The sequence below is a fragment of the Streptomyces gossypii genome (genome assembly GCF_025165795.1).
GTDB classification, from domain to species: Bacteria; Actinomycetota; Actinomycetes; order Streptomycetales; family Streptomycetaceae; genus Streptomyces; species Streptomyces gossypii.
In genome coordinates this window covers 282,052-301,769 of the sequence record NZ_JAJAGO010000009.1, presented here as the reverse complement: position 1 = coordinate 301,769, position 19,718 = coordinate 282,052, and the positions used below count along the sequence as shown (strand labels likewise).

Annotated in this window: 12 protein-coding genes; 2 read left to right on the top strand and 10 right to left on the bottom strand. The window is 71.3% G+C overall.

The features are described 5' to 3' along the window. The 4 genes from LHJ74_RS20895 to LHJ74_RS20880 all read right to left on the bottom strand — a co-directional run bounded on the left by LHJ74_RS20895 (nt 1) and on the right by LHJ74_RS20880 (nt 9,128). Nucleotides 1-1,668 carry a serine/threonine-protein kinase gene (locus LHJ74_RS20895; RefSeq protein WP_260219629.1) on the bottom strand — a complete coding sequence of 556 codons (1,668 nt, stop codon included), beginning with the start codon at nt 1,666-1,668 and terminating at the stop codon, nt 1-3. 93 nt (nt 1,669-1,761) lie between these two features. Beyond that, on the bottom strand, nt 1,762-5,022 hold the full coding sequence (locus tag LHJ74_RS20890; protein WP_260219628.1) for a serine/threonine kinase C-terminal domain-containing protein: 3,261 nt from the start codon (nt 5,020-5,022) through the stop codon (nt 1,762-1,764). Between the two features lie 240 nt (nt 5,023-5,262). Then, nucleotides 5,263-7,197, bottom strand: coding sequence for a serine/threonine-protein kinase (locus tag LHJ74_RS20885; protein ID WP_260219627.1), 1,935 nt, complete (start codon nt 7,195-7,197; stop codon nt 5,263-5,265). A gap of 233 nt (nt 7,198-7,430) precedes the next feature. Then, nucleotides 7,431-9,128, bottom strand: a complete 1,698-nt coding sequence (locus tag LHJ74_RS20880; protein ID WP_260219626.1) for a glycerol-3-phosphate dehydrogenase/oxidase — start codon at nt 9,126-9,128, stop codon at nt 7,431-7,433. Between the two features lie 341 nt (nt 9,129-9,469). Between LHJ74_RS20880 and LHJ74_RS20875 the strand changes: the two genes are divergently transcribed. Further along, a complete protein-coding gene (locus LHJ74_RS20875; RefSeq protein ID WP_260219625.1) occupies nt 9,470-10,732 on the top strand; it encodes a nucleotide sugar dehydrogenase in 1,263 nt (420 codons plus the stop codon). A 93-nt stretch (nt 10,733-10,825) separates the two neighbouring features. On the opposite strand, the gene LHJ74_RS20870 is transcribed toward LHJ74_RS20875, so the two are convergent. The 5 genes from LHJ74_RS20870 to LHJ74_RS20850 all read right to left on the bottom strand — a co-directional run bounded on the left by LHJ74_RS20870 (nt 10,826) and on the right by LHJ74_RS20850 (nt 17,909). After that, a complete protein-coding gene (locus tag LHJ74_RS20870) occupies nt 10,826-12,964 on the bottom strand; it encodes a catalase (protein ID WP_260219624.1) in 2,139 nt (712 codons plus the stop codon). A 163-nt stretch (nt 12,965-13,127) separates the two neighbouring features. Then, on the bottom strand, nt 13,128-14,243 hold the full coding sequence (locus LHJ74_RS20865; RefSeq protein WP_260219623.1) for a GuaB3 family IMP dehydrogenase-related protein: 1,116 nt from the start codon (nt 14,241-14,243) through the stop codon (nt 13,128-13,130). A 132-nt stretch (nt 14,244-14,375) separates the two neighbouring features. After that, nucleotides 14,376-15,878, bottom strand: coding sequence for an IMP dehydrogenase (gene guaB, locus LHJ74_RS20860; protein ID WP_260219622.1), 1,503 nt, complete (start codon nt 15,876-15,878; stop codon nt 14,376-14,378). A gap of 199 nt (nt 15,879-16,077) precedes the next feature. Further along, on the bottom strand, nt 16,078-16,653 hold the full coding sequence (gene shbA, locus LHJ74_RS20855; RefSeq protein ID WP_311203332.1) for an RNA polymerase sigma factor ShbA: 576 nt from the start codon (nt 16,651-16,653) through the stop codon (nt 16,078-16,080). 644 nt (nt 16,654-17,297) lie between these two features. Continuing rightward, nucleotides 17,298-17,909 (bottom strand): response regulator transcription factor, encoded by a 612-nt coding sequence (locus LHJ74_RS20850; RefSeq protein ID WP_003948568.1) that lies wholly within the window; start codon nt 17,907-17,909, stop codon nt 17,298-17,300. Nucleotides 17,910-18,281: 372 nt separating this feature from the next. Between LHJ74_RS20850 and LHJ74_RS20845 the strand changes: the two genes are divergently transcribed. Next, entirely contained in the window at nt 18,282-18,596 is a 315-nt protein-coding gene (locus LHJ74_RS20845; RefSeq protein WP_260219620.1) for a WhiB family transcriptional regulator, read from the top strand. Nucleotides 18,597-18,744: 148 nt separating this feature from the next. On the opposite strand, the gene LHJ74_RS20840 is transcribed toward LHJ74_RS20845, so the two are convergent. Continuing rightward, nucleotides 18,745-19,644 (bottom strand): LysR family transcriptional regulator, encoded by a 900-nt coding sequence (locus LHJ74_RS20840; protein WP_260219619.1) that lies wholly within the window; start codon nt 19,642-19,644, stop codon nt 18,745-18,747. Nucleotides 19,645-19,718 lie beyond the last annotated feature (74 nt).

Here is a 19,718-nt window from a genome sequence, read left to right as displayed (position 1 = left end):
TCAGGACTTGGCGGGCTTGATGTCCAGGCTCGCCACCAGGTCCTCGAACATCCCCTCCGCCTTGTCGCGCGACACCTTGTCACCGTCCGGTGCCATCAGTACGAGGTGCCACTCCACGGCGTTGCCGTTGACGTGGACCAGTTCACGGACCTTCCGCTTCTTGCTCGCCGAATCGACGGGGGTGTAGGTCGCGTTGAGCTCGGCGGCGTCCTTCCCCCGGTACTTGGTGCTCTCGACCGTGCCCTCGACGTTCTCCATCTCGCTGTAGAAGTCGTCCTTGTACCAGGCGAGTCTGCTGTTGGCCTCCCCGACCGAGGTCTTCTCCGCGTCCTTCTGCCGGGTCAGCTTGATGTACCAGTCCTTGTCCTTCGACGTGAAGGTCACCTCGCCGTCGTCCTCGGACCGCACGAAGCCCGCCGGGACGGCGAGGGACGCCTGCGCCTGCTTCGACTCGTCGCGCGTCTTCCAGCCGTCCGGCGGCCCGTCACTCGCGAACGGATCGACGAGAAGCAGCACCAGTGCGGCGGCGACGACCAACACCCCGCCGCCCGTCCCGAACTGCGTCCTGCGGCTGTCGCGCAGGCGGCGCACGTAGCGCTGGAGCAGCTGCCGGAAGCGCCTCGGAACGCCGTTGTCCATCAACTGGGTCTGCTTGACCTGCGGCGGCCGGGCCGTCTCCTCCAGCGTCTGCCGCAGTTCGGCGATGCTCGGCCGCACGCCCGGATCCTTGCGCAGCAGCTGCATGACCGCCATGCCCAGCGCGCCGCTGGCCCGCGCGGGCAGCTGCGGTTCGGCCGAGAGCACGGCCTGCAGGGTGGCCGGGGTGTTGCTGCGGCGGAACGGCGAGACGCCCTCCATCGCCGCGTACAGCACCACACCCAGCGACCACAGGTCCGAGGCGGGGCCGGGCCGCTGGCCGAGCACCCGCTCCGGCGCGATGTACTCGGGCGAGCCGACGAACGCCCCGGTCTCCGTCAGTCCCGTCTCACCCTCGACCTGGGCGATGCCGAAGTCGGTGAGCACCACCCGCTCGTACCGCCCGAGAAGGACGTTGTCCGGCTTCACGTCGCGGTGCAGCACCCCCGCCTCGTGCGCCGCGTTCAGCGCGCCGAGTACGGACGCCCCGATACGGGCGGCCTCGCGGGCGTCCAGGGTGCCGTCCTTCAGCTCGTCGGCCAGCGAACGGCCCTGCACCAGCTCCATCACGATCCAGGGGCGGCCGTCCTCCACCACCACGTCATGGACCGTCACCACCGAGGGGTGGTCGATACGCGCGGCGGCGCGGGCCTCCCGGCGCATCCGCTGATACATCGTCTGCCGCTCCGGCTCCGACAGATGGTCGGGCACCCGCGGCTCCTTGACCGCTACTTCGCGGTCCACCACGATGTCGTGCGCCCGCCAGACGGTGCCCATGCCGCCACGCCCGAGCCGGGCACCGAGGCGGTAGCGCTCGCCGAGGAGGCGGCCGGAGCCCGTGTCCTGACCGCTCCCGACGGCGGGTTGGGCAGGCGCCGGGGCGGGTGCGGGTGCCGGGGCAGGTGCGGTCTGGGTGGGCTCGTAAGCGCCACGGTCTCCGGCGGATGCCGCGTGTTCCTGCTGCGCAGGCACTGTCGGCGGCTTCAGCCCGTAGCTCGTGGGCTCGTCGGCCTGCCCCCCGTGGTTCGTCATGACACCATCAGTATCGTGCGGTGCGTCACGTCCGCCAGCCGGGGCACCCAGCTGTGACATGCCTTAGTCACCCGGGGAACGAAACCCGCGCGATCACTGCTCCAGGACCCGGTAGGTGTCAGCCGCGCCGTCGAAGTAGCCGTCCACCGCGTCCTTCTCGTCCTCCGGGCCGATCACCAGCACCAGGTGATAGCGGCCGTCCAGGATCATCGCGCGGTTGCGGACATAGACCTTGCGCCCGCTGTCGTCCTCCCAGGTGTAGGTACCCTCCGCCATCGCGGTCTCGCCGACGTCGATCCGCCGCAGATTGGTGGCCGACGACCAGCCGGAGGCTTCGTAGGCGTCCAACTCCTGCTCGCTGTCGCTCTGGTAGTCCAACGGGTCCTTGCCGTACTCCGCAGTGGTGTCCCGGCCCTTGACGACGACCATCTCGAACTCGCCCGAGTCGAACCGGACCTGGCCACGAGCGTTCGGAGGGCGGCGGTCCCACCCCTCGGGGACGGAGATCTGGAAGCCGCTGGCGTCCTTGTGGCTCGTGAAGCCCTCGGCGGCACCAGCGGGCGGAGCGGGCTGCTCCTTCTTCGCCTCGTCCTTGTCCTCGTCCTTGTCCGAGTCCTTGGCCCCGTCCTGCTCCTCGGTAGCCTGCTCACCGGAGTCACCCTGCGGTTCGGCGGACGGCTCGGACTGGCCGGACTCGTCCGACTGCTCCCCTACGGAACCCTTCTGGTTGCGGTTGCCGTCGGTGCTCGTGTCGTCCTGCTCGGGCATGAACAGCACGGCGATCAGCACCACCAGGGTCAGCACCAGCAGCACCACCCCGACCAGCAGCCGCCCCAGCTTGCGCGGACCGCCCTCGCCGGGCTCCCGGCGCGGACGCGGCTCACGGGGCAGACGCGGCTCTCTGCGCGGACGCGGCTCGCGGGGCTCGGGCGGCTCCTCATGTGCTTCGCTCTCCGCGCCGCGAAGGGCGGAGGCCGCCTTCGCGGCCCGCCGCTTGCGCACCAGCTCCCCACGCCGCCGCTTTATCGGCAGCCGCCGGGGATCGGCGGGGCCGCCTGGCTCCAGCGACGGCGGTGCCGCCAGCGGACGGCGCCCCACCTCCGGCTCCGGCGCGGAGCGCGTCAGCGAGCGCAGCCAGCCCCGCAGCTCCTCGAAGTCCGGGCGCTCCGTGGGGTCCTGCCGCATCAGCGACTCGACGACGGGCCGCAGCGCGCCGCACTCCTCGGCGAAGGCCGGCGGCTCGGCACACACCATCTGCACCAGCTCGGCGGCACTGTCCTCCGGATACGGCGAGTGGCCCTGGACGGCGCGGAAGAGCAGCACGCCGAGCGCCCACAGGTCGGCCGCCGGGCCGACCGGCGGTGCCAGCCGCCAGTTCTCGTAGACCGGCCCGGCCTGCTCCGGCGCCCAGCGCTCGGTAACCGCACCCACGACCATCATCCGCGCCTGCCGCGCCCGCTCCGCGTCCAGCGCCGTCACGGGGCCCCGGTAGCGGCCGCCGGTGTCGTCCGGCACCTCGTCCCAGCGGAGGGGCTCCGAGGCAGCTCCGGGGGCGTCCTGGTCCCTCGCGTACTCGGTCGGGGCCGCCGGCCCCGGGGGCGGCGGCGAGGGCGGGACCTGGGCGCCGGGCACCGGGGGGTCCAGGGCGTCATCGGCCCAGATGTCGAGCACCCGCTCGCCGTACGGACCGGGAGCGTCGTCATCGGACAGGCCCTGCTCCGGCGCGTAGGGCTCGGACGTCGGGGGCGCCGTGTGCTCCGTGTGCTCCGTGTGCTCCGTGTGCTCCGGCGAGTAGGGGTCGGACGCGTAGGACTCGGGTGCGTACGGCTCCGGCCTGTACGGCTCCGGCCTGTACGGCTCCGGGGCACGCGAAGTCCAGGGCGCGGGGACGCTCACGCTGCCGCGACGCGCGCCCGGCAGGGCCGTGGGCCCCTCGCCCGCCCACCCTCCGGGCTCGGCGCGGGGTGCCGACGGGTCGTCACCGTCCGCGCGCGCGCCGCCATCGGCCGGGCCGTACGGCTGCCCCTGCGGCCCGTACTCCCCGCCGCCCCGGCCCGCGTCACCGGCACCGGCACCGGCACCGGCACCGACCACACCTGGCTGGTCGGGGCCGTAGCCTTCTCCGCCCTGCTGCGTGGACCACCAGTCCGTGATCTCCGCGTGCTCCGAGGGCTCTGCGTGCCCCGCTACCTCCGCGTGCTGCTCCGTCGCCTCCGGATCGCGCCCTTGGTGCTCGGCCTCGACACGTGCCGAAGCGGCACGGGCCCCGGCCCGGTAGGCCGCTATCGCACCCCGCCGCGCGGCTCGCGCCGCCGCGCCGCCGCCGGAGTCCGCGCCCTCGAAACCGAAGATGCCCGCGCGCTGCGCGTCGTCACCGCCCGGCCCGCCTCCGGCGGGACCGCCACCGGCATAGCCGCCGTCGCCGTACCGGCCGCCGCCGTAGCCGCCGTCCGGAATGCCGTCGTCCGGATAGTCCGGGTGGTAACCGCCCTGCCCGAACTCGGGACCCGGCCCACCCGAGTCGCCGCGCGGCTGCGGGATCGCGGCACGGCCACCGCCACCCCCGCCCGAGGTGTCACGGGCGTAGCCGGGCGGCAGCGCCGGAGTCGCTCCCCTGGGCACACCGCTGGGCACTCCGCTGGGCATCCCCGCACCGGGGTCGGGCGCGGGCCGGGCCGGCCCGTCGGCCTCTTCCTCCGCGCTCTCCGGCAGGCCCGGCACTCCGTACTCCGGAAGTGTGTCGTAACCGCACAGCGCCTCCTCCGCCGCGCCGGCCGCCAGGCCGGTGAGCAGGGCGCGCCCGTCATCGCAGATCAGCACCGTACGGGCGGTGATGTTGCGGTGGACCCAGCCGTGCGCGTGGACGTTGTACAGCGCGGCCAGCAGATCCGCTGCGATCTCCGCCGCGCGGTGTGCGCTCAGCGGGCGCTCGGCCAGCAGGGCGGCCAGCGGGCGCCCGGGGACGAGTTCGCTGACGATCCAGAGGCCGTCGCCCTCGAGGAAGACATCGAAGACCTGGTCCAGCCTCGGGTGGTCCGGCACCTGGGAGGCGGCCACCGCCGCCTCCAGGGCGCGCCGCACCGCCGGGTCCGCGGGGCGCCGGGTGGCGTGGCCGTACGAGCCGCCCGCCGCCGGACGGCCGCCGCGGCGCGGGGCGTCGTCCATGAACTCCGCGTCCACGACCTCCGGCAACGGGACCTGACGCACGAGCACTTCCTGGCCGCTCGCCGTGTCGTACGCACGGGATTCCGCCAGTTCGTACTCCTCGGCGGGAGGTCTGGGCAGGCGGTAGCGGTCGGCGAGCAGCCGCCCCGAGTAATCGGAGTAATCCGAATAGTCCGCGTAGTCGTCCACGACACCTCCCCACAGCGCGCGAGCAGACCGTCAGAGCTGATCCTGATCCGCCTCGATACGGATGCGTACGGTCTACGGTCTTTCACGATACGTGCCGAACCGGCCCGGCGCCGCAAGACGGCGCAAGCCCGTCCGGCCGCTTCGCCTCTCCCTCCGCCCGGTTCAACTCCCCTGCCCCGTCAGCTTTCCCGGCACAGGAGCATCCCAACACCACGAGGGCTCAGAGCCTGTCGGGTGCCGTCACTCCGGGCGGAAGGTCTTGAACGCCGTCTGACGCAGCTCGCGGCACTCGTCGTCGTCCCACGTGCCCGCCTCGCAGGTCACCATGATCGCGTAGCCGCGCTTGTCGTTCACCTTGAAGCCCCGGTTGAGGACCCGCACCTGCCGGTTGTTCTCGTTCCGCTCGAAGCCCCAGTCGGCGCTGGTCGGGTAGGCGCGCCAGTTCAGCTCCTTCATGAAGATCTTCCGGTATCCCGGGCTGCTCCGCTTCACCGCGGGCTCCAGGCCCTTCCAGGCCATCAGTGCGTCCGCCGACGGGCTGCCGTTGAAGTCGATCTGGACGCGCGGGTAGCTGTCCCCCGACCGGCCGTACTTGCCACCCGAGTTGCTGCCCGCTATGCCGGTGCGTTCGAAGCCCTCGGGCATCGCCATGGAGAAGTGGAAGCGGGTGTCGGTGACCTTCTCGTACCCCTCCGGCAGTTCGGGGGAACCGGGCTTCCCGCTCCCGTCGTCCCCGCCGTCGTCGTCTTCCTCGCTCTGCTCGTCGCCCGCGCCGTCCGTACCGTCGGTGGGCTTGTCATCCGCGCCGTCGGTGGGCTTCGCCGGGTCCTTGCCGTCGTCGGCGCCCTTGTCGCCCGTACTGCCCTCGCCCTTCTTGTCGCCGCCGGACTGGCCCTGGGAGTCGGTGGCCTTGTCGTCCTCACCACCGCTGACAGCCGTGGCGAGGACGATTCCCAGCACGACGAGCACCGCCACCACAGCCGCCACGACCGCCAGTTTGCGGCGCGAGACCATATCCCCGAACGCGGGCTTCCCGCCCCGCCCGCTGCCGCCGGAGGACGGCGGCCCGTATCCCCCGGAAGCGCTCGCGCTCTGGGTCGGGCCGGCGCTGCCGCCCGCCCCGACTGCTCCGCTGCCGCTCGCGGCCCCGGCGTTCCGTACGGACTGGAGCGCGCCGCGCAGGCGGTCGCCGGAGGCCGTCCCGGACGCCGCCGCGCCGGACGCACCGTCACGGCCGCGGCCCTCGCCGGGCTGCCCGGGGGGCGCCGGAGGTACGGCCGGTGGGGGCGGCTTCGCCACCACACGAGTCGCCTCCATGCCGCCTGGCTGGACCCCGGTGGTCTCCTCGCTGTTGAGCGCCATCTCCAGCAGCACCCGGGCGCCGGCGACGTCGAGCCGCTTGTCCGGGTCCTTCTCCAGCAGGCCGAAGATGACCTCGCTCAGCGCGCCGGCCCGCTCCAGCGGCGGCAGCGGCTCCGTCATCACCGCCGTCAGCGTGGAGATCGCCGAACCCTTGTCGTACGGCGGACGGCCCTCGACCGCCGCGTACAACAGGCCGCCCAGCGACCACAGATCGGCGGGCGGGCCCGGCGGCTTGCCGCGCGCCCGCTCCGGCGAGATGTACGAAGGGGCACCGACGAGCATGCCGGTCGAGGTGATCGACGGATCGCCCTCGACCTTCGCGATGCCGAAGTCCGTGAGGATCACCCGGCCGGTTTCGTCCTCCAACAGCACGTTGGAGGGCTTCACATCGCGGTGCAGAATCCCCTCGTGATGCGCGGCGCGCAGCACGTCGAGAACGGAGAGCCCGACCTCCGCGACCCGCTTCGGATCCAGCGGACCGTCCTGGCGGATCTGATCGGCCAGCGAGCGGCCCTCGATCAACTCCATCACGATCCACGGCCGGTCGTCCTCGTCCACCACGTCGAAGACGGTGATGGCGCTGCCGCTACGGATGCGCGCGATGGCCTTCGCCTCGCGCAGAGTCCGGGTGATCAGTCGCTGCTTCTCGTCCTCGTCGACGCTCGACGGGAAGCGCAGCTCCTTCACCGCCACCGTACGGCCGAGGGTTTCGTCCCTCCCGCGCCACACGGTGCCCATGCCCCCGCGACCCAGCACACCTTCGAGCCGATAGCGGCCGCCTACCAGCCGCCCGTCCTCAACGTCCTGGCCCATGAATCCCCTTGCATCCCCTCAGAAGTGCTGCCTCACCCCGGTGGGGGTGAGACAACAGCTTCTCAAGCAGCCGAGCCCTCAGCCCTCAGTAGAGCCTTCATTGTGGCTTACCGCTCTGACAACCCGTGTACTGGGGGAGTTGGGAAGGTGTTGCCACGGCCTGTCGTTCGGGTCTTGCCGGGTTCGCGGGGTCTGGCACGCGACCTCGTCCAGCACGACCGAAACGACAGGTCCTAGATCTCGGGCGCCCCCAACCGGGCCGCGTCCGCCGTGAGGTCGTCCGGTTGCCGCTGCGACTCGCGCTCGGCCTCGACCCGCTTCTCGTAATGCTCGATCTCCCGCTCCATCTGGCTGGCGTCCCAGCCGAGCACCACCGCCATCAGCTCCGCGCACTCGCGCGCGCTGCGCGTGCCCCGGTCGAAGGTCTCGATGGAGATACGCGTACGGCGGGTCAGCACGTCATCCAGATGGCGGGCCCCTTCGTGCGTACACGCGTAGACGATCTCGGCCTTGAGGTAGTCGTCGGCCGCGGGCAGCGGTTCGCCGAGCTTCGGGTCGGCGGCTACCAGCTCCAGCAGCTCCTCGGTCAGCGAGCCGTACCGGTTCAGCAGGTGCTCCACGCGTGCGACATGCAGCCCGGTGCGGGCCGCGACGCGGGCCCGCGCGTTCCACAGCGCGTGGTAGCCCTCCGCCCCGGCCAGTGGCACCTGCTCCGTGCAGCATTCGGCGACCCGGTGGTCCAGACCGTGTACGGCCGCGTCCACCGCGTCCTTGGCCATCACGCGGTAGGTCGTGTACTTGCCGCCCGCGATGACCACCAGTCCCGGCACCGGATGGGCGACGGTGTGCTCGCGGGAGAGCTTGCTCGTGGCCTCCGACTCGCCCGCCAGCAGCGGGCGCAGACCGGCGTAGACGCCCTCCACGTCGTCCCGGGTGAGCGGCACCGAGAGCACCGAGTTGACGTGTTCGAGGAGATAGTCGATGTCCGCGCTGGAGGCGGCCGGGTGCGCCTTGTCCAAGTCCCAGTCGGTGTCCGTGGTCCCCACGACCCAGTGCCGTCCCCAGGGGATGACGAAGAGCACGCTCTTCTCCGTACGCAGGATCAGCCCTGTCGAGGAGTGGATGCGGTCCTTGGGCACCACCAGGTGGATGCCCTTGGAGGCGCGTACGTGGAACTGGCCGCGCTCGGCGATCAGGCCCTGTGTGTCGTCCGTCCACACGCCGGTGGCGTTGACCACCTGACGGGCCCGCACCTCGAACTCGCCGCCCTGCTCCACATCCCGCACCCGCGCACCGACCACGCGTTCGCCCTCGCGCAGGAAGCCGGTCACCCGCGCACGGTTCACCGCATGCGTGCCGTACGCGGCGGCCGTACGCACCAGGGTGGCGACATAGCGCGCGTCGTCCATCTGCGCGTCGTAGTACTGGAGGGCGCCGACGAGGGCGCTCCGCTTCAGGCAGGGGGCCACGCGCAGGGCGTGCGAGCGGCTCAGATGGCGGTGCGTGGGCAGCCCGCGCCCGTGCCCGGAGGAGAGCGACATGGCGTCGTAGAGCGCCACGCCCGAACCCGCGTACAGGCGCTCCCAGCCCTTGTGGCGCAGCGGATAGAGGAACGGCACCGGCTTCACCAGGTGGGGGGCGAGCCGTTCCAGCAGCAGCCCGCGCTCCTTGAGTGCTTCCCGGACGAGAGTGAAGTCCAGCATCTCCAGATAGCGCAGCCCGCCGTGGATGAGTTTGCTGGAGCGGCTGGAGGTGCCCGACGCCCAGTCACGCGCCTCGACGAGGCCGGTGGTCAGCCCGCGGGTCGCGGCGTCCAGCGCGGTGCCCGCGCCGACCACTCCCGCGCCGACCACCAGCACGTCGAGTTCGCCCTCGGCCATCCTCGCCAGCGCGCCGGCGCGCTGCTCGGGCCCCAGTGTCGCTGTCCTCACCGTTACCTCCTGTGATCGTCCAGCTGGCCTGACGGCTGTCCGCAAGGGTCCGTGTGCCGTGCGAGGGGCCCTGTGCCGGCAGCTCGCCTCCTGACGATGGTCCCCCATCCCGCTGAATTTGGCCGGTTGCGGGCACGTCTTCGCCATCAATACCGCGTATCTGTCATATAGGCGCTTAACCTGACAGTGCGGACGTCACCACGCGGCGCGCCCTTCCATGCGCCCCTGGCCACCGTTCACCACCACAGACCACCCCTGATCGCCATTGACTGCCACCGATCACCACTGACCGCCGTTCACCGCGTCCGCCGGGGGAGCCGGGGGAAGGGATGCCCGCCACCATGCCCGCAGATCTCGCCGTCATCGGCCTCGGCCATTCGGGTCTACCGCTGGCCCAGGCGGCCACCGCCGCAGGCATCGGCACCCTCGGATACGACCCCGACCCGCGCACCGTCGCCGACCTCAACGCGGGCCGCCCGCCAGCCGACGGCTCGCTCGAAGCCGCCGGGCTGCGCCGGATGCTGGCCCGCGGCTTCCGCACCACCACCGACCCGGCGTCCCTGGGCCGCGCCCGCACCGTGGTCATCTGCGTCGACACCCCGCTCGGGCCGGACCGCACGCTCGATCTGCGCCCCGTACGCACCGCCGCCCACACGCTCGCCTCCAGCCTGCGCGCCCGCTCCACCGTCGTACTGGAGTCGACCGTGTACCCGGGCAGCACCGAAGAATTCCTCCGCACCGTGCTGGAAGAGGGCTCGGGCCTGCGCGCGGGCCGCGACTTCCATCTCGCCTACGCGCCCAGCCGCCTCGATCCTGGCAGCCGTTCGCACGGCTACGCGCAGATCCCCAAGGTCATCGGCGGCCTCACCCCCGCCTGCACGGAGGCCGCCGCCGCGTTCTACGGACGGCTCACCGAGAAGGTCGTACGGGCGCGCGGGCCGCGCGAGGCGGAGACGGCGAAGCTCCTGGAGACCAACTACCGGCAGATCAACATCGCGCTGGTCAACGAGATGGCCGTGTTCTGCCACGACATCGGGGTCGACATCTGGGACGTCATCCGCTGCGCGGAGACCAAGCCCTTCGGTTTCCAGTCCTTCCGCCCCGGGCCGGGCGTCGGCGGCCACAGCGTGCCGATCGACCCCAACCACCTCTCCTATCCGAGCCGCGCCCTCGGCTACCCGCTCCGCATCGTCGAACTGGCGCAGGAGGTCAACGCGCGGATGCCGCGCTATGTCTCACAGCGGGCAGCGGCCCTGCTCAACGAACACGGCAAGTCGGCGCGCGGCGCCCGCGTACTGCTCCTCGGGGTCACCTACAAGGCCGACCTCGCCGACCAGGAGGGCGCGCCCGCCGCCGAGATCGCCACCCGCCTCCGCGACCTGGGCGCCCAGCTCAGCTACCACGACCCGTACGTGCCGCACTGGCAGGCGGCGGGCCGCGCCGTCCCCCGCGCGGACTCCCTCTACGAGGCCGCCGCCGCGGCCGACCTCACCCTGCTGCTCCAGCACCACCGCACCTACGACCTCCAGGGCCTGGCCGCCAAGGCGCAGCTCCTGCTGGACACCCGCGGCGCGAGCCCCACCGGGGCGGCCCACCGGCTGTAGGCCGGTCGGACCGTGGCGGATCACGGCCATCAGCCGGCCGTAATCCGCCACGGTTTCCGCCACGGTTTCCGTCGCGGGTGTCAGTGGCGGGTGTCAGCCGCGCAGCGACGGGCGGCTGCGGTCGCGGTGGGCGGCGACGGCCGAGGCGAACGCGCGGTGGAATTCCTGGCTCGGACCGCCCGTGGACCGGTCGGTGATCACGCCCCGGTCCACCTCCACGCCGCCGCTGTCCGCGGCCAACCGCACGCCCGGCTCGAGCTCCGCCAGGGTGCCGACGCCCGACCCGAGGGCCCCCACGGGCTTGCCGTGCCGGTAGGCGTCCCGTACGAAGCGCAGCGCCGCGCCCTCGGCGGCGGAGGCGAGCGCGCCGGCCGGGCCGTCCGGCAGGATCACCGCGTCGTACAGCACGGAGGCGACCGTCGGCAGGGCACGGTCCACCGGCATGTCGCCGCCGTCGGAGGCGGTGACCGTGCCGTCCTGCGGGGCGAGCGCCTCGACGACGGCTCCGTCTCCGCCGAGGGCCGCCTTGAGCCTGCCGATCTGGTCGGCGTCGACGCCGTCCGTGACCAGCACCGCGATCTGCCGGAAGCGGATGGAGCCGTCACCCGGCAGGTTCTCCTGGCTCAGCGCCGGGGAGGCGGCCCGCCCGCTGGACGCACCCCCGCCCGCCGCACCGCCACCGGCGGCGGCCGGGGGTGTCGCCACTCCGATGCCCGCGGCCACGGCGGCCGTCAGCTCCGCGTCCACGTTGGCCAGTTCCGCGACCACCCGCTCGCGCACGCTCATCGTGGCGACCTTGCCCAGTTCGAAGCGGAACGCCTGGACGATGTGCTCCCGCTCCCAGCCGCTCATGCTGTTCCAGAACAGGGCGGCCTGGCTGTAGTGGTCCTCGAAGCTCGGGCTGCGCTTGCGGATCTTCGCGCCGTCGACGCGCTCCGCGTAGTGGCTGAACGCCTCCCCGCCCGCACCGGCGATCGCCGGGCAGCCACCGGTGAGCGAGTTCTCCGTGTAGCTGACGCCCCGATGGATGGCGGACTGGTGGAAGCCGTCCCGGTGGTTCGTCCGCACCGGGGCGACCGGCCTGTTCACCGGGATCTGGGCGAAGTTCGGGCCGCCGAGGCGGATGAGCTGCGTGTCCAGATAGGAGAAGTTCCGTGCCTGGAGCAGCGGGTCGTTCGTGAAGTCGATGCCCGGCACGATGTTCGCGGTGTGGAAGGCGATCTGCTCGGTTTCGGCGAAGAAATTGTCCGGGTTGCGGTCGAGCACCATACGGCCGATGGGCTGGACGGGTACCTGCTCCTCCGGAATGATCTTCGTCGCGTCGAGCAGATCGAAGTCGAAGGCGAACTCGTCTTCCTCCGACACCAGTTGCACCCCGAGCTCGTACTCCGGGTAGGCGCCCGACTCGATCGCGTCCCACAGGTCGCGCCGGTTGAAGTCCGGATCGCGGCCCATGCACTCCTGCGCCTCGTCCCACACCAGCGAGTGGACACCGAGCTTGGGCTTCCAGTGGAACTTCACGAACGTCCCGTGGCCGTCCGCCGTCACGAAACGGAAGGTGTGCACGCCGAAGCCCTGCATCATCCGGAAGCTGCGCGGGATCGCCCGGTCCGACATCAGCCACATGATCGTGTGCAGCGTCTCCGGCTGGAGCGACACGAAATCCCACAGGGTGTCGTGTGCGGAGGCACCGGTGGGGATCTCGTTGTGCGGCTCGGGCTTCACCGCGTGCACGAAGTCGGGGAACTTGATGCCGTCCTGGATGAAGAACACCGGGAAGTTGTTGCCGACCAGGTCGTAGTTGCCCTCGGAGGTGAAGAACTTCGTCGCGAAACCGCGCACGTCCCGCACGGTGTCCGCCGACCCGCGCGGCCCCTGGACCGTCGAGAACCGCACGAAGACCGGGGTGCGTACGGACGGATCCTGGAGGAACGCCGCACGGGTGAAGCGGGAGCACGACTCGTAGGGCTCGAAGTATCCGTACGCCCCCGCGCCACGGGCGTGCACCACCCGCTCGGGAATGCGCTCATGGTCGAAGCGGGTGATCTTCTCCCGGAAGTGGAAGTCCTCCAGCAGCGTCGGGCCGCGCTCACCCGCCTGAAGCGAATCGTCTGTGTGATCGACGACGACACCCTGATCAGTGGTCAGCGGACCGCTCTCGGGGTCGGCGGCGCGGTGCTCGTCGCGCTGACGCTGCTTCGCGTCCTTCGGACGGTTCTGCTCATCTGCCATGGTCCTCTGCTCCTCGACGACGGCCGGCACCACGGCCGGTTCTGTCGCTGGGTAGCCCGCAAGGGGGCCGAGGAAACACCGCGTGACCCGTTGGGGCGCCCGCCCCACCCGGACGGCCGTGCGAGGACGGCGCGGCGGGCGGGACGGGAGCAGTCGTCAGGGCTCAGTTGGAGGGGGCGACCATGACCTCGACGCGCTGGAACTCCTTCAGGTCGGAGTAGCCGGTCGTCGCCATCGCACGGCGCAGGGCACCGAAGAAGTTCATCGAGCCGTCCGGGGTGTGCGAGGGGCCGAGCAGCACCTCCTCGGTCGTACCGACCGCGCCCAAGTCCATCCGCTTGCCGCGCGGTACGTCCTCGTGCACCGCCTCCATGCCCCAGTGGTGACCGTGCCCCGGCGCGTCCGTGGCACGGGCCAGCGGGGAGCCGATCATCACGGCGTCCGAGCCGCAGGCGATGGCCTTGGACAAGTCGCCCGACCAGCCGACACCGCCGTCGGCGATGACGTGCACATAGCGGCCGCCCGACTCGTCCAGGTAGTCCCGGCGGGCGGCGGCGACGTCCGCGACGGCCGTCGCCATCGGCACCTGGATGCCCAGAACGTTCCGCGTGGTGTGCGCGGCGCCGCCGCCGAAGCCGACGAGGACACCGGCCGCGCCGGTACGCATCAGGTGCAGCGCCGCCGTGTAGGTGGCACAGCCGCCGACGATCACCGGCACGTCCAGCTCGTAGATGAACTGCTTGAGGTTGAGCGGCTCGGCGGCCGAGGAGACATGCTCGGCGGAGACGGTGGTGCCCCGGATGACGAAGAGGTCGACACCCGCGTCCACCACGGCCTTGGAGAACTCCGCGGTGCGCTGCGGCGAGAGCGCGGCGGCCGTCACCACACCCGATTCGCGGACCTCCCTGATCCGCCGGCCGATCAGCTCCTCCTTGATCGGCTCGGCGTAGATCTCCTGCATCCGGTGGTTCGCGGAATCCTCGCTCAGCTCGGCGATCTCCGCGAGCAGCGGCTCCGGGTCCTCGTACCGCGTCCACAGGCCCTCGAGGTTGAGGACGCCGAGGCCGCCGAGGCGGCCGATCCGGATGGCGGTCTCCGGGGAGACGACCGAGTCCATGGGCGCGGCCAGGAACGGCAACTCGAAGCGGTAGGCGTCGATCTGCCAGGCGATCGACACCTCCTTCGGGTCGCGGGTGCGCCGGCTGGGCACGACGGCGATGTCGTCGAAGGCGTACGCCTTACGGCCGCGCTTGCCGCGCCCGATCTCGATCTCAGTCACGAATGTGGCCCTTCCTCATGGTTACGCCCCCAGTATCACCGAAGGGGATCCCGGGGACGTCACCGCATGTCACTCCTCCACGGGGGCCAGGCTGCAGGCCACGCGTGGAGATCGAGCACAGAGAACAGCCGCTCAGCGGCGGGAGTAGTTCGGTGCCTCGGTCGTCATCTGGATGTCGTGCGGGTGGCTCTCCTTGAGGCCCGCCGCCGTGATCCGGACGAACCGGCCGTGCTCCTTCATCTCGGGGACGGTGCGCCCGCCCACGTAGAACATCGACTGCTTCAGCCCGCCCACCAGCTGGTGCACGACCGCCGACAGCGGGCCGCGGTAGGGCACCTGGCCCTCGACGCCCTCGGGGATCAGCTTCTCGTCGGAGCCGACGTCCTCCTGGAAGTAGCGGTCCTTGGAGAAGGAGCGGGAGTCGCCGCGCGACTGCATCGCGGCCAGCGAGCCCATCCCCCGGTACGACTTGAACTGCTTGCCGTTGATGAACTGCAGCTCGCCGGGCGACTCCTCGCAGCCCGCCAGCAGGCTGCCGAGCATCACCGTGTCGGCGCCCGCCACCAGGGCCTTGGCGATGTCGCCGCTGTACTGCAGGCCGCCGTCGCCGATGACGGGGACGCCGGCGTCCCGGGCGGCCTGCGCGGCTTCGTAGATCGCCGTGACCTGCGGGACTCCGATACCGGCAACCACCCGGGTCGTGCAGATGGAGCCGGGGCCGACGCCGACCTTGACGGCGTCCGCGCCGGAGTCGATCAGGGACTGGGCGCCGTCACGCGTGGCGATGTTGCCGCCGATGACATCGACGGAGGAGTTCGACTTGATCTTGGCGACCATGTCGCCGACCAGCCGCGAATGGCCGTGCGCGGTGTCCACCACGAGGAAGTCGACGCCCGCCTCGATCAGCGCCTGCGCCCTGTCGTACGCGTCCCCCGCCACGCCGACCGCCGCGCCGACGACGAGGCGGCCCTCGGCGTCCTTCGCGGCGTTCGGGTACTGCTCCGCCTTCACGAAGTCCTTGACGGTGATGAGTCCCTTGAGCACGCCCTCGCCGTCGACGAGCGGCAGCTTCTCGATCTTGTGGCGGCGCAGCAGCTCCATCGCGTCGTCCCGCGAGATGCCGACCTTGCCGGTGACCAGCGGCATCGGGGTCATGACCTCGCGGACCTGCCGGGCGCGGTCCATCTCGAAGGCCATGTCGCGGTTGGTGACGATGCCGAGCAGCCGGTCCGCGGCGTCCGTCACCGGCACACCACTGATCCGGAAGCGGCCGCACAGCGCGTCCGCCTCGCTCAGGGTGGCGTCCGGGCCGATGGTGATCGGGTCCGTCACCATGCCGGACTCGGAGCGCTTGACCCGGTCCGCCTGGAGTGCCTGGTCCTCGATGGAGAGATTCCGGTGCAGCACGCCCACACCGCCCTGGCGGGCCATCGCGATGGCCATCCGGGCCTCGGTGACCTTGTCCATCGCGGCGGAGAGCAGCGGTACGTTCACCCGGACGTTGCGGGAGACCTGGGATCCGGTGTCGATGTCCTGCGGGGCCATGTTCGACTCACCCGGCAGGAGCAGCACATCGTCGTAGGTCAGCCCGAGCATGGCGAATTTGGCGGGCACTCCGTCGACGTTGTCTGTCATGACACCTTCCCAATGCTTGCGCGGCGCGGATGTCCATGCTATCTGTCTCCCGGCACCCGCCGGGCACGGCCCCTGAGCGCTGTTCCGCTGCCGAGTCGGAACGGGGTTCGAGCCGTGTTCCCTGCCGTGTTCAGCTGGGTTGCTGAGGGACTTGCTGACGGGACCACTGAGGGGATTACTGACGGGATTACTGGCGGGACTACTGCCCGGCCAGGGTGCGGAGCCTGCTGAGCGCCCGGTGCTGCGCCACCCGTACGGCGCCCGGTGACATGCCGAGCATCCGGCCGGTCTCCTCGGCGGAGAGGCCGATCGCCACCCGCAGCAGCACCAGCTCGCGCTGATGCGCGGGCAGATTGGCGAGGAGTTGCTTGGCCCACTCGGCGTCGCTGCTGAGCAGTGCCCGCTCCTCCGGCCCGAGCGAGCTGTCCGGCTGCTCCGGCATCTCGTCGGAGGGGACGGCGGTGCTTCCGGGGCCGCGCATGGCGGCCCGCTGGAGATCCGCGATCTTGTGCTGAGCGATCGCCACCACGAACGCCTCGAAGGGCTTGCCGGTGTCGCGGTAGCGGGGCAACGCGTACAGAACGGCCAGGCAGACCTCCTGGGCCAGGTCGTCGACGAAATGCCGAGCGTCGCCGGGGAGCCTGGTCAGCCGCGTACGGCAGTAGCGCCGGGCCAGCGGGTGGACACGCGCGAGCAGGTCGTGAGTCGCCCGCTCGTCCCCCTCGACCGCACGCTGCACGAGGGCGCCGACCGCCGGGTGCTCGTCATCGCGCATCGGTCCATGGTGCACCGACGCCGCGCGATCCGCCGCATCGCGGCCCCCTTTGTGCGCTGAAGCGTTATCACGGAGTGCTCCCGTAGCCATGCCGCTAGCCCGCCCCCTTCCGGGTGGATCCGCACCGCGCCGACCGGCGATCTGGTCGCTTCGGCCCGCTGCCTGAAGGCACCGGGCAGGGCTCGTCCGTCATGAGGGCCCCGTCGCGGCTGGGTGAGAGACCCCGGCGGCAGCCGGGGAAGAGTCGCACTCCTCAAGCATGCGGCATCGCACGGCATTCCGACGAAGACGCGTCTCGGGTGCACTGCCCCCGCCGGTGACGGCCGCGGCGGATACGCCTCTCCGCGCCCCGTCCCGCCGCGTACGTGAACGGCGGCAGCAGCCCGCCGGGCCCGGGGCCGAACCCCTGGTCACCGCGTGGCGGCGGCGCAAACCCCGGCCTTCGCCGAAGCTGCCACGACGGGCCGGGGCGGCGCGGAGGCGTGGGAAAGAACACTGACGACGGGCGAAATGAGAAAGCCGTCAGCGGGGAACGCCGACGGCGGACGGAGCCAGACGCCGCCTCCCGGCGGGGAGGCGGCTCAGCTCCTCGGGCACAGCACGTCCCGCAAGGCGGCGGATCACCCTGACCCGCCGGAGGGGCCCTAGCGGACGAGGCCCCAGCGGAAGCCGAGCGCAACGGCGTGCGCTCGGTCCGAGGCGCCCAGCTTCTTGAAGAGCCGCCTGGCGTGAGTCTTCACCGTGTCCTCGGACAGGAACAGCTCCCGCCCGATCTCGGCGTTCGATCTGCCGTGACTCATCCCCTCGAGTACCTGGATCTCACGTGCGGTGAGGGTCGGGGCCGCCCCCATCTCGGCGGACCGCAGCCGACGCGGCGCCAGCCGCCACGTCGGGTCGGCCAGGGCCTGGGTGACCGTGGCCCGCAGTTCGGCGCGCGAGGCGTCCTTGTGCAGGTACCCGCGGGCTCCGGCGGCGACGGCCAGCGCCACACCGTCCAAGTCCTCGGCCACGGTCAGCATGATGATGCGCGCACCGGGATCGGCGGAGAGCAGCCGCCGTACGGTCTCCACGCCTCCCAGTCCGGGCATCCGGACATCCATGAGAATCAGATCGGAGCGATCAGCACCCCAGCGGCGGAGCACTTCCTCGCCGTTGGCCGCCGTCGTCACACGCTCCACACCGGGCACGGTCGCGACCGCGCGGCGGAGCGCCTCTCGGGCAAGCGGGGAGTCGTCGCATACGAGGACGGACGTCATGACCGCCCCCCGCAGCTGATGCGCATCACCTTGAGCCTCCAGGCTGTTACGAATCGTCACCTGTGCGATTGACAGTCAACGGTCTGGGCACTCGGCGCCCGAACCTCGTCCATCAATCGCCTCCGCACTCTCAACGACGGTCACCCAAAAGAGTTACGGGCTTCAGTGGCCACTTTGCACACTCTAGGTGAGTGTACGGATACAGAACTCCGATATCGCACAGCCGCGCAGATCATCCCTAAATGCCCTGTTTGCTCATGGTTTCTTTCGCTTCGTTCGGGTAATAGCTAGATTTGGCAAAGAGTCATATTTACAGATGAGCGACTCCGCGCCTCCAGTCCGCTTCCGCGCACATATCCGAGAGGACACGCAATGGCAGACTTCTCCCGCCTCCCGGGCCCGAACGCCGATCTGTGGGACTGGCAGCTGCTCGCTGCCTGCCGGGGCGTCGACAGCTCACTGTTCTTCCACCCCGAAGGAGAGCGCGGAGCCGCCCGCAGCGCACGCGAAACCTCCGCCAAAGAGGTGTGCATGCGCTGCCCGGTCCGCTCCGAATGCGCCGCGCACGCCCTGACGGTGCGGGAGCCGTACGGCGTATGGGGTGGTCTCACCGAGGATGAACGCGAAGAGCTGATGGGGCGGGCGCGCAGCCGCCTCCTCACCGCGTCGAGCGGCCCGAGCAGGTGACGGAACGTTTTTCCGCACCCGTTCACCGGAATCGCCGGCTGCACGGTCCACCCGGGTTGTTCACCCGAGCCTTTCACTCGATCGGCGCAATCTCCGACGTTCCGCCGGCAGGTCTTTTCAGGCCGCCAGGCCGCATCAGAGCGACCCGTCAGGTCCGCCCGGTGGCGTTCGCGGCCAGCGCCAGCCGGTCCAGCATCGCCGCGACCGCCGGTGCCCGCGCCAGATCGGGCAGCGCCAGAGCCACCACCTCACGCGGCATCAGCGGGGTGACCCGCACCGTCCCGACCCCCTCCGTACGGACCGAGGCGACGGCGAGCTCGGGAAGCACCGCCACCCCCAGACCCGCACCGACCAGGCCCACCACCGCCGGATAGTCGTCCGTCGCGAAGTCGATCCGCGGAGTGAATCCGGCCTCCTCGCACACCTCGACAAGATGGCGGCGGCAGCGCGGGCAGCCCGCGATCCATGGTTCCTCCGCCAGCGTGGCGAGCCCGACCTCCTCCCGCCCGGCGAAGCGGTGCGTCCTGGGCACCAGGCCGACCAGCCGGTCGTTCAGCAGCGGACGTACCGCCAGGTCGTCCCACTCCGGCGAGGGGCCGTAGCGGAAGGCGAGGGCGATCTCCGCATCGCCCTCCCGCACCATCTCGACCGACCGGGGCGGCTCCGCCTCCACGAGCGAGATCCGGGTGCCCGGGTGATCGGCGCGCATCGCGGCCACGGCCGAGGGCACGAGCGTGGAACTGCCGCTGGGGAAGGAGACCAGCCGCACCCGGCCCGCCCGCAGCCCGGCCAGCGCCGCGACCTCCTCCTCCGCCGCGGTGAGCCCGGCCAGAATCCCGGTGGCGTGCCGCAGCAGCGCCTCGCCCGCCTCGGTCAGCCGCGTCTCACGACCTGCCCTGACCAGCAGCGGAGTACCGGCGGACTGCTCCAGAGCCTTCATCTGCTGGCTGACGGCGGGCTGGGTGCAGCCCAGCTCGCGGGCGGCGGCGGAGAAGGATCCGGTCCCGGCCACCGCGCGCAGCACCCGGAGATGACGAGCTTCGATCATCCTTCGAGCATAGGCGAAGCATAAGGAAAACTTGGAGGTCAACCGGATTATTCGTTGGCGGCTTTGCCCACGGC

Bases quoted from the DNA above. Each gene is read 5' to 3' on its own strand.
- LHJ74_RS20875 (WP_260219625.1), top strand. From the start codon at position 9,470: ATGCCCGCAGATCTCGCCGTCATCGGCCTCGGCCATTCGGGTCTACCG.
- shbA (WP_311203332.1), bottom strand. From the start codon at position 16,653: ATGCGCGATGACGAGCACCCGGCGGTCGGCGCCCTCGTGCAGCGTGCG.
- LHJ74_RS20845 (WP_260219620.1), top strand. From the start codon at position 18,282: ATGGCAGACTTCTCCCGCCTCCCGGGCCCGAACGCCGATCTGTGGGAC.
- LHJ74_RS20885 (WP_260219627.1), bottom strand. From the start codon at position 7,197: ATGGGCCAGGACGTTGAGGACGGGCGGCTGGTAGGCGGCCGCTATCGG.
- LHJ74_RS20850 (WP_003948568.1), bottom strand. From the start codon at position 17,909: ATGACGTCCGTCCTCGTATGCGACGACTCCCCGCTTGCCCGAGAGGCG.
- LHJ74_RS20840 (WP_260219619.1), bottom strand. From the start codon at position 19,644: ATGATCGAAGCTCGTCATCTCCGGGTGCTGCGCGCGGTGGCCGGGACC.
- guaB (WP_260219622.1), bottom strand. From the start codon at position 15,878: ATGACAGACAACGTCGACGGAGTGCCCGCCAAATTCGCCATGCTCGGG.
- LHJ74_RS20870 (WP_260219624.1), bottom strand. From the start codon at position 12,964: ATGGCAGATGAGCAGAACCGTCCGAAGGACGCGAAGCAGCGTCAGCGC.
- LHJ74_RS20895 (WP_260219629.1), bottom strand. From the start codon at position 1,668: ATGACGAACCACGGGGGGCAGGCCGACGAGCCCACGAGCTACGGGCTG.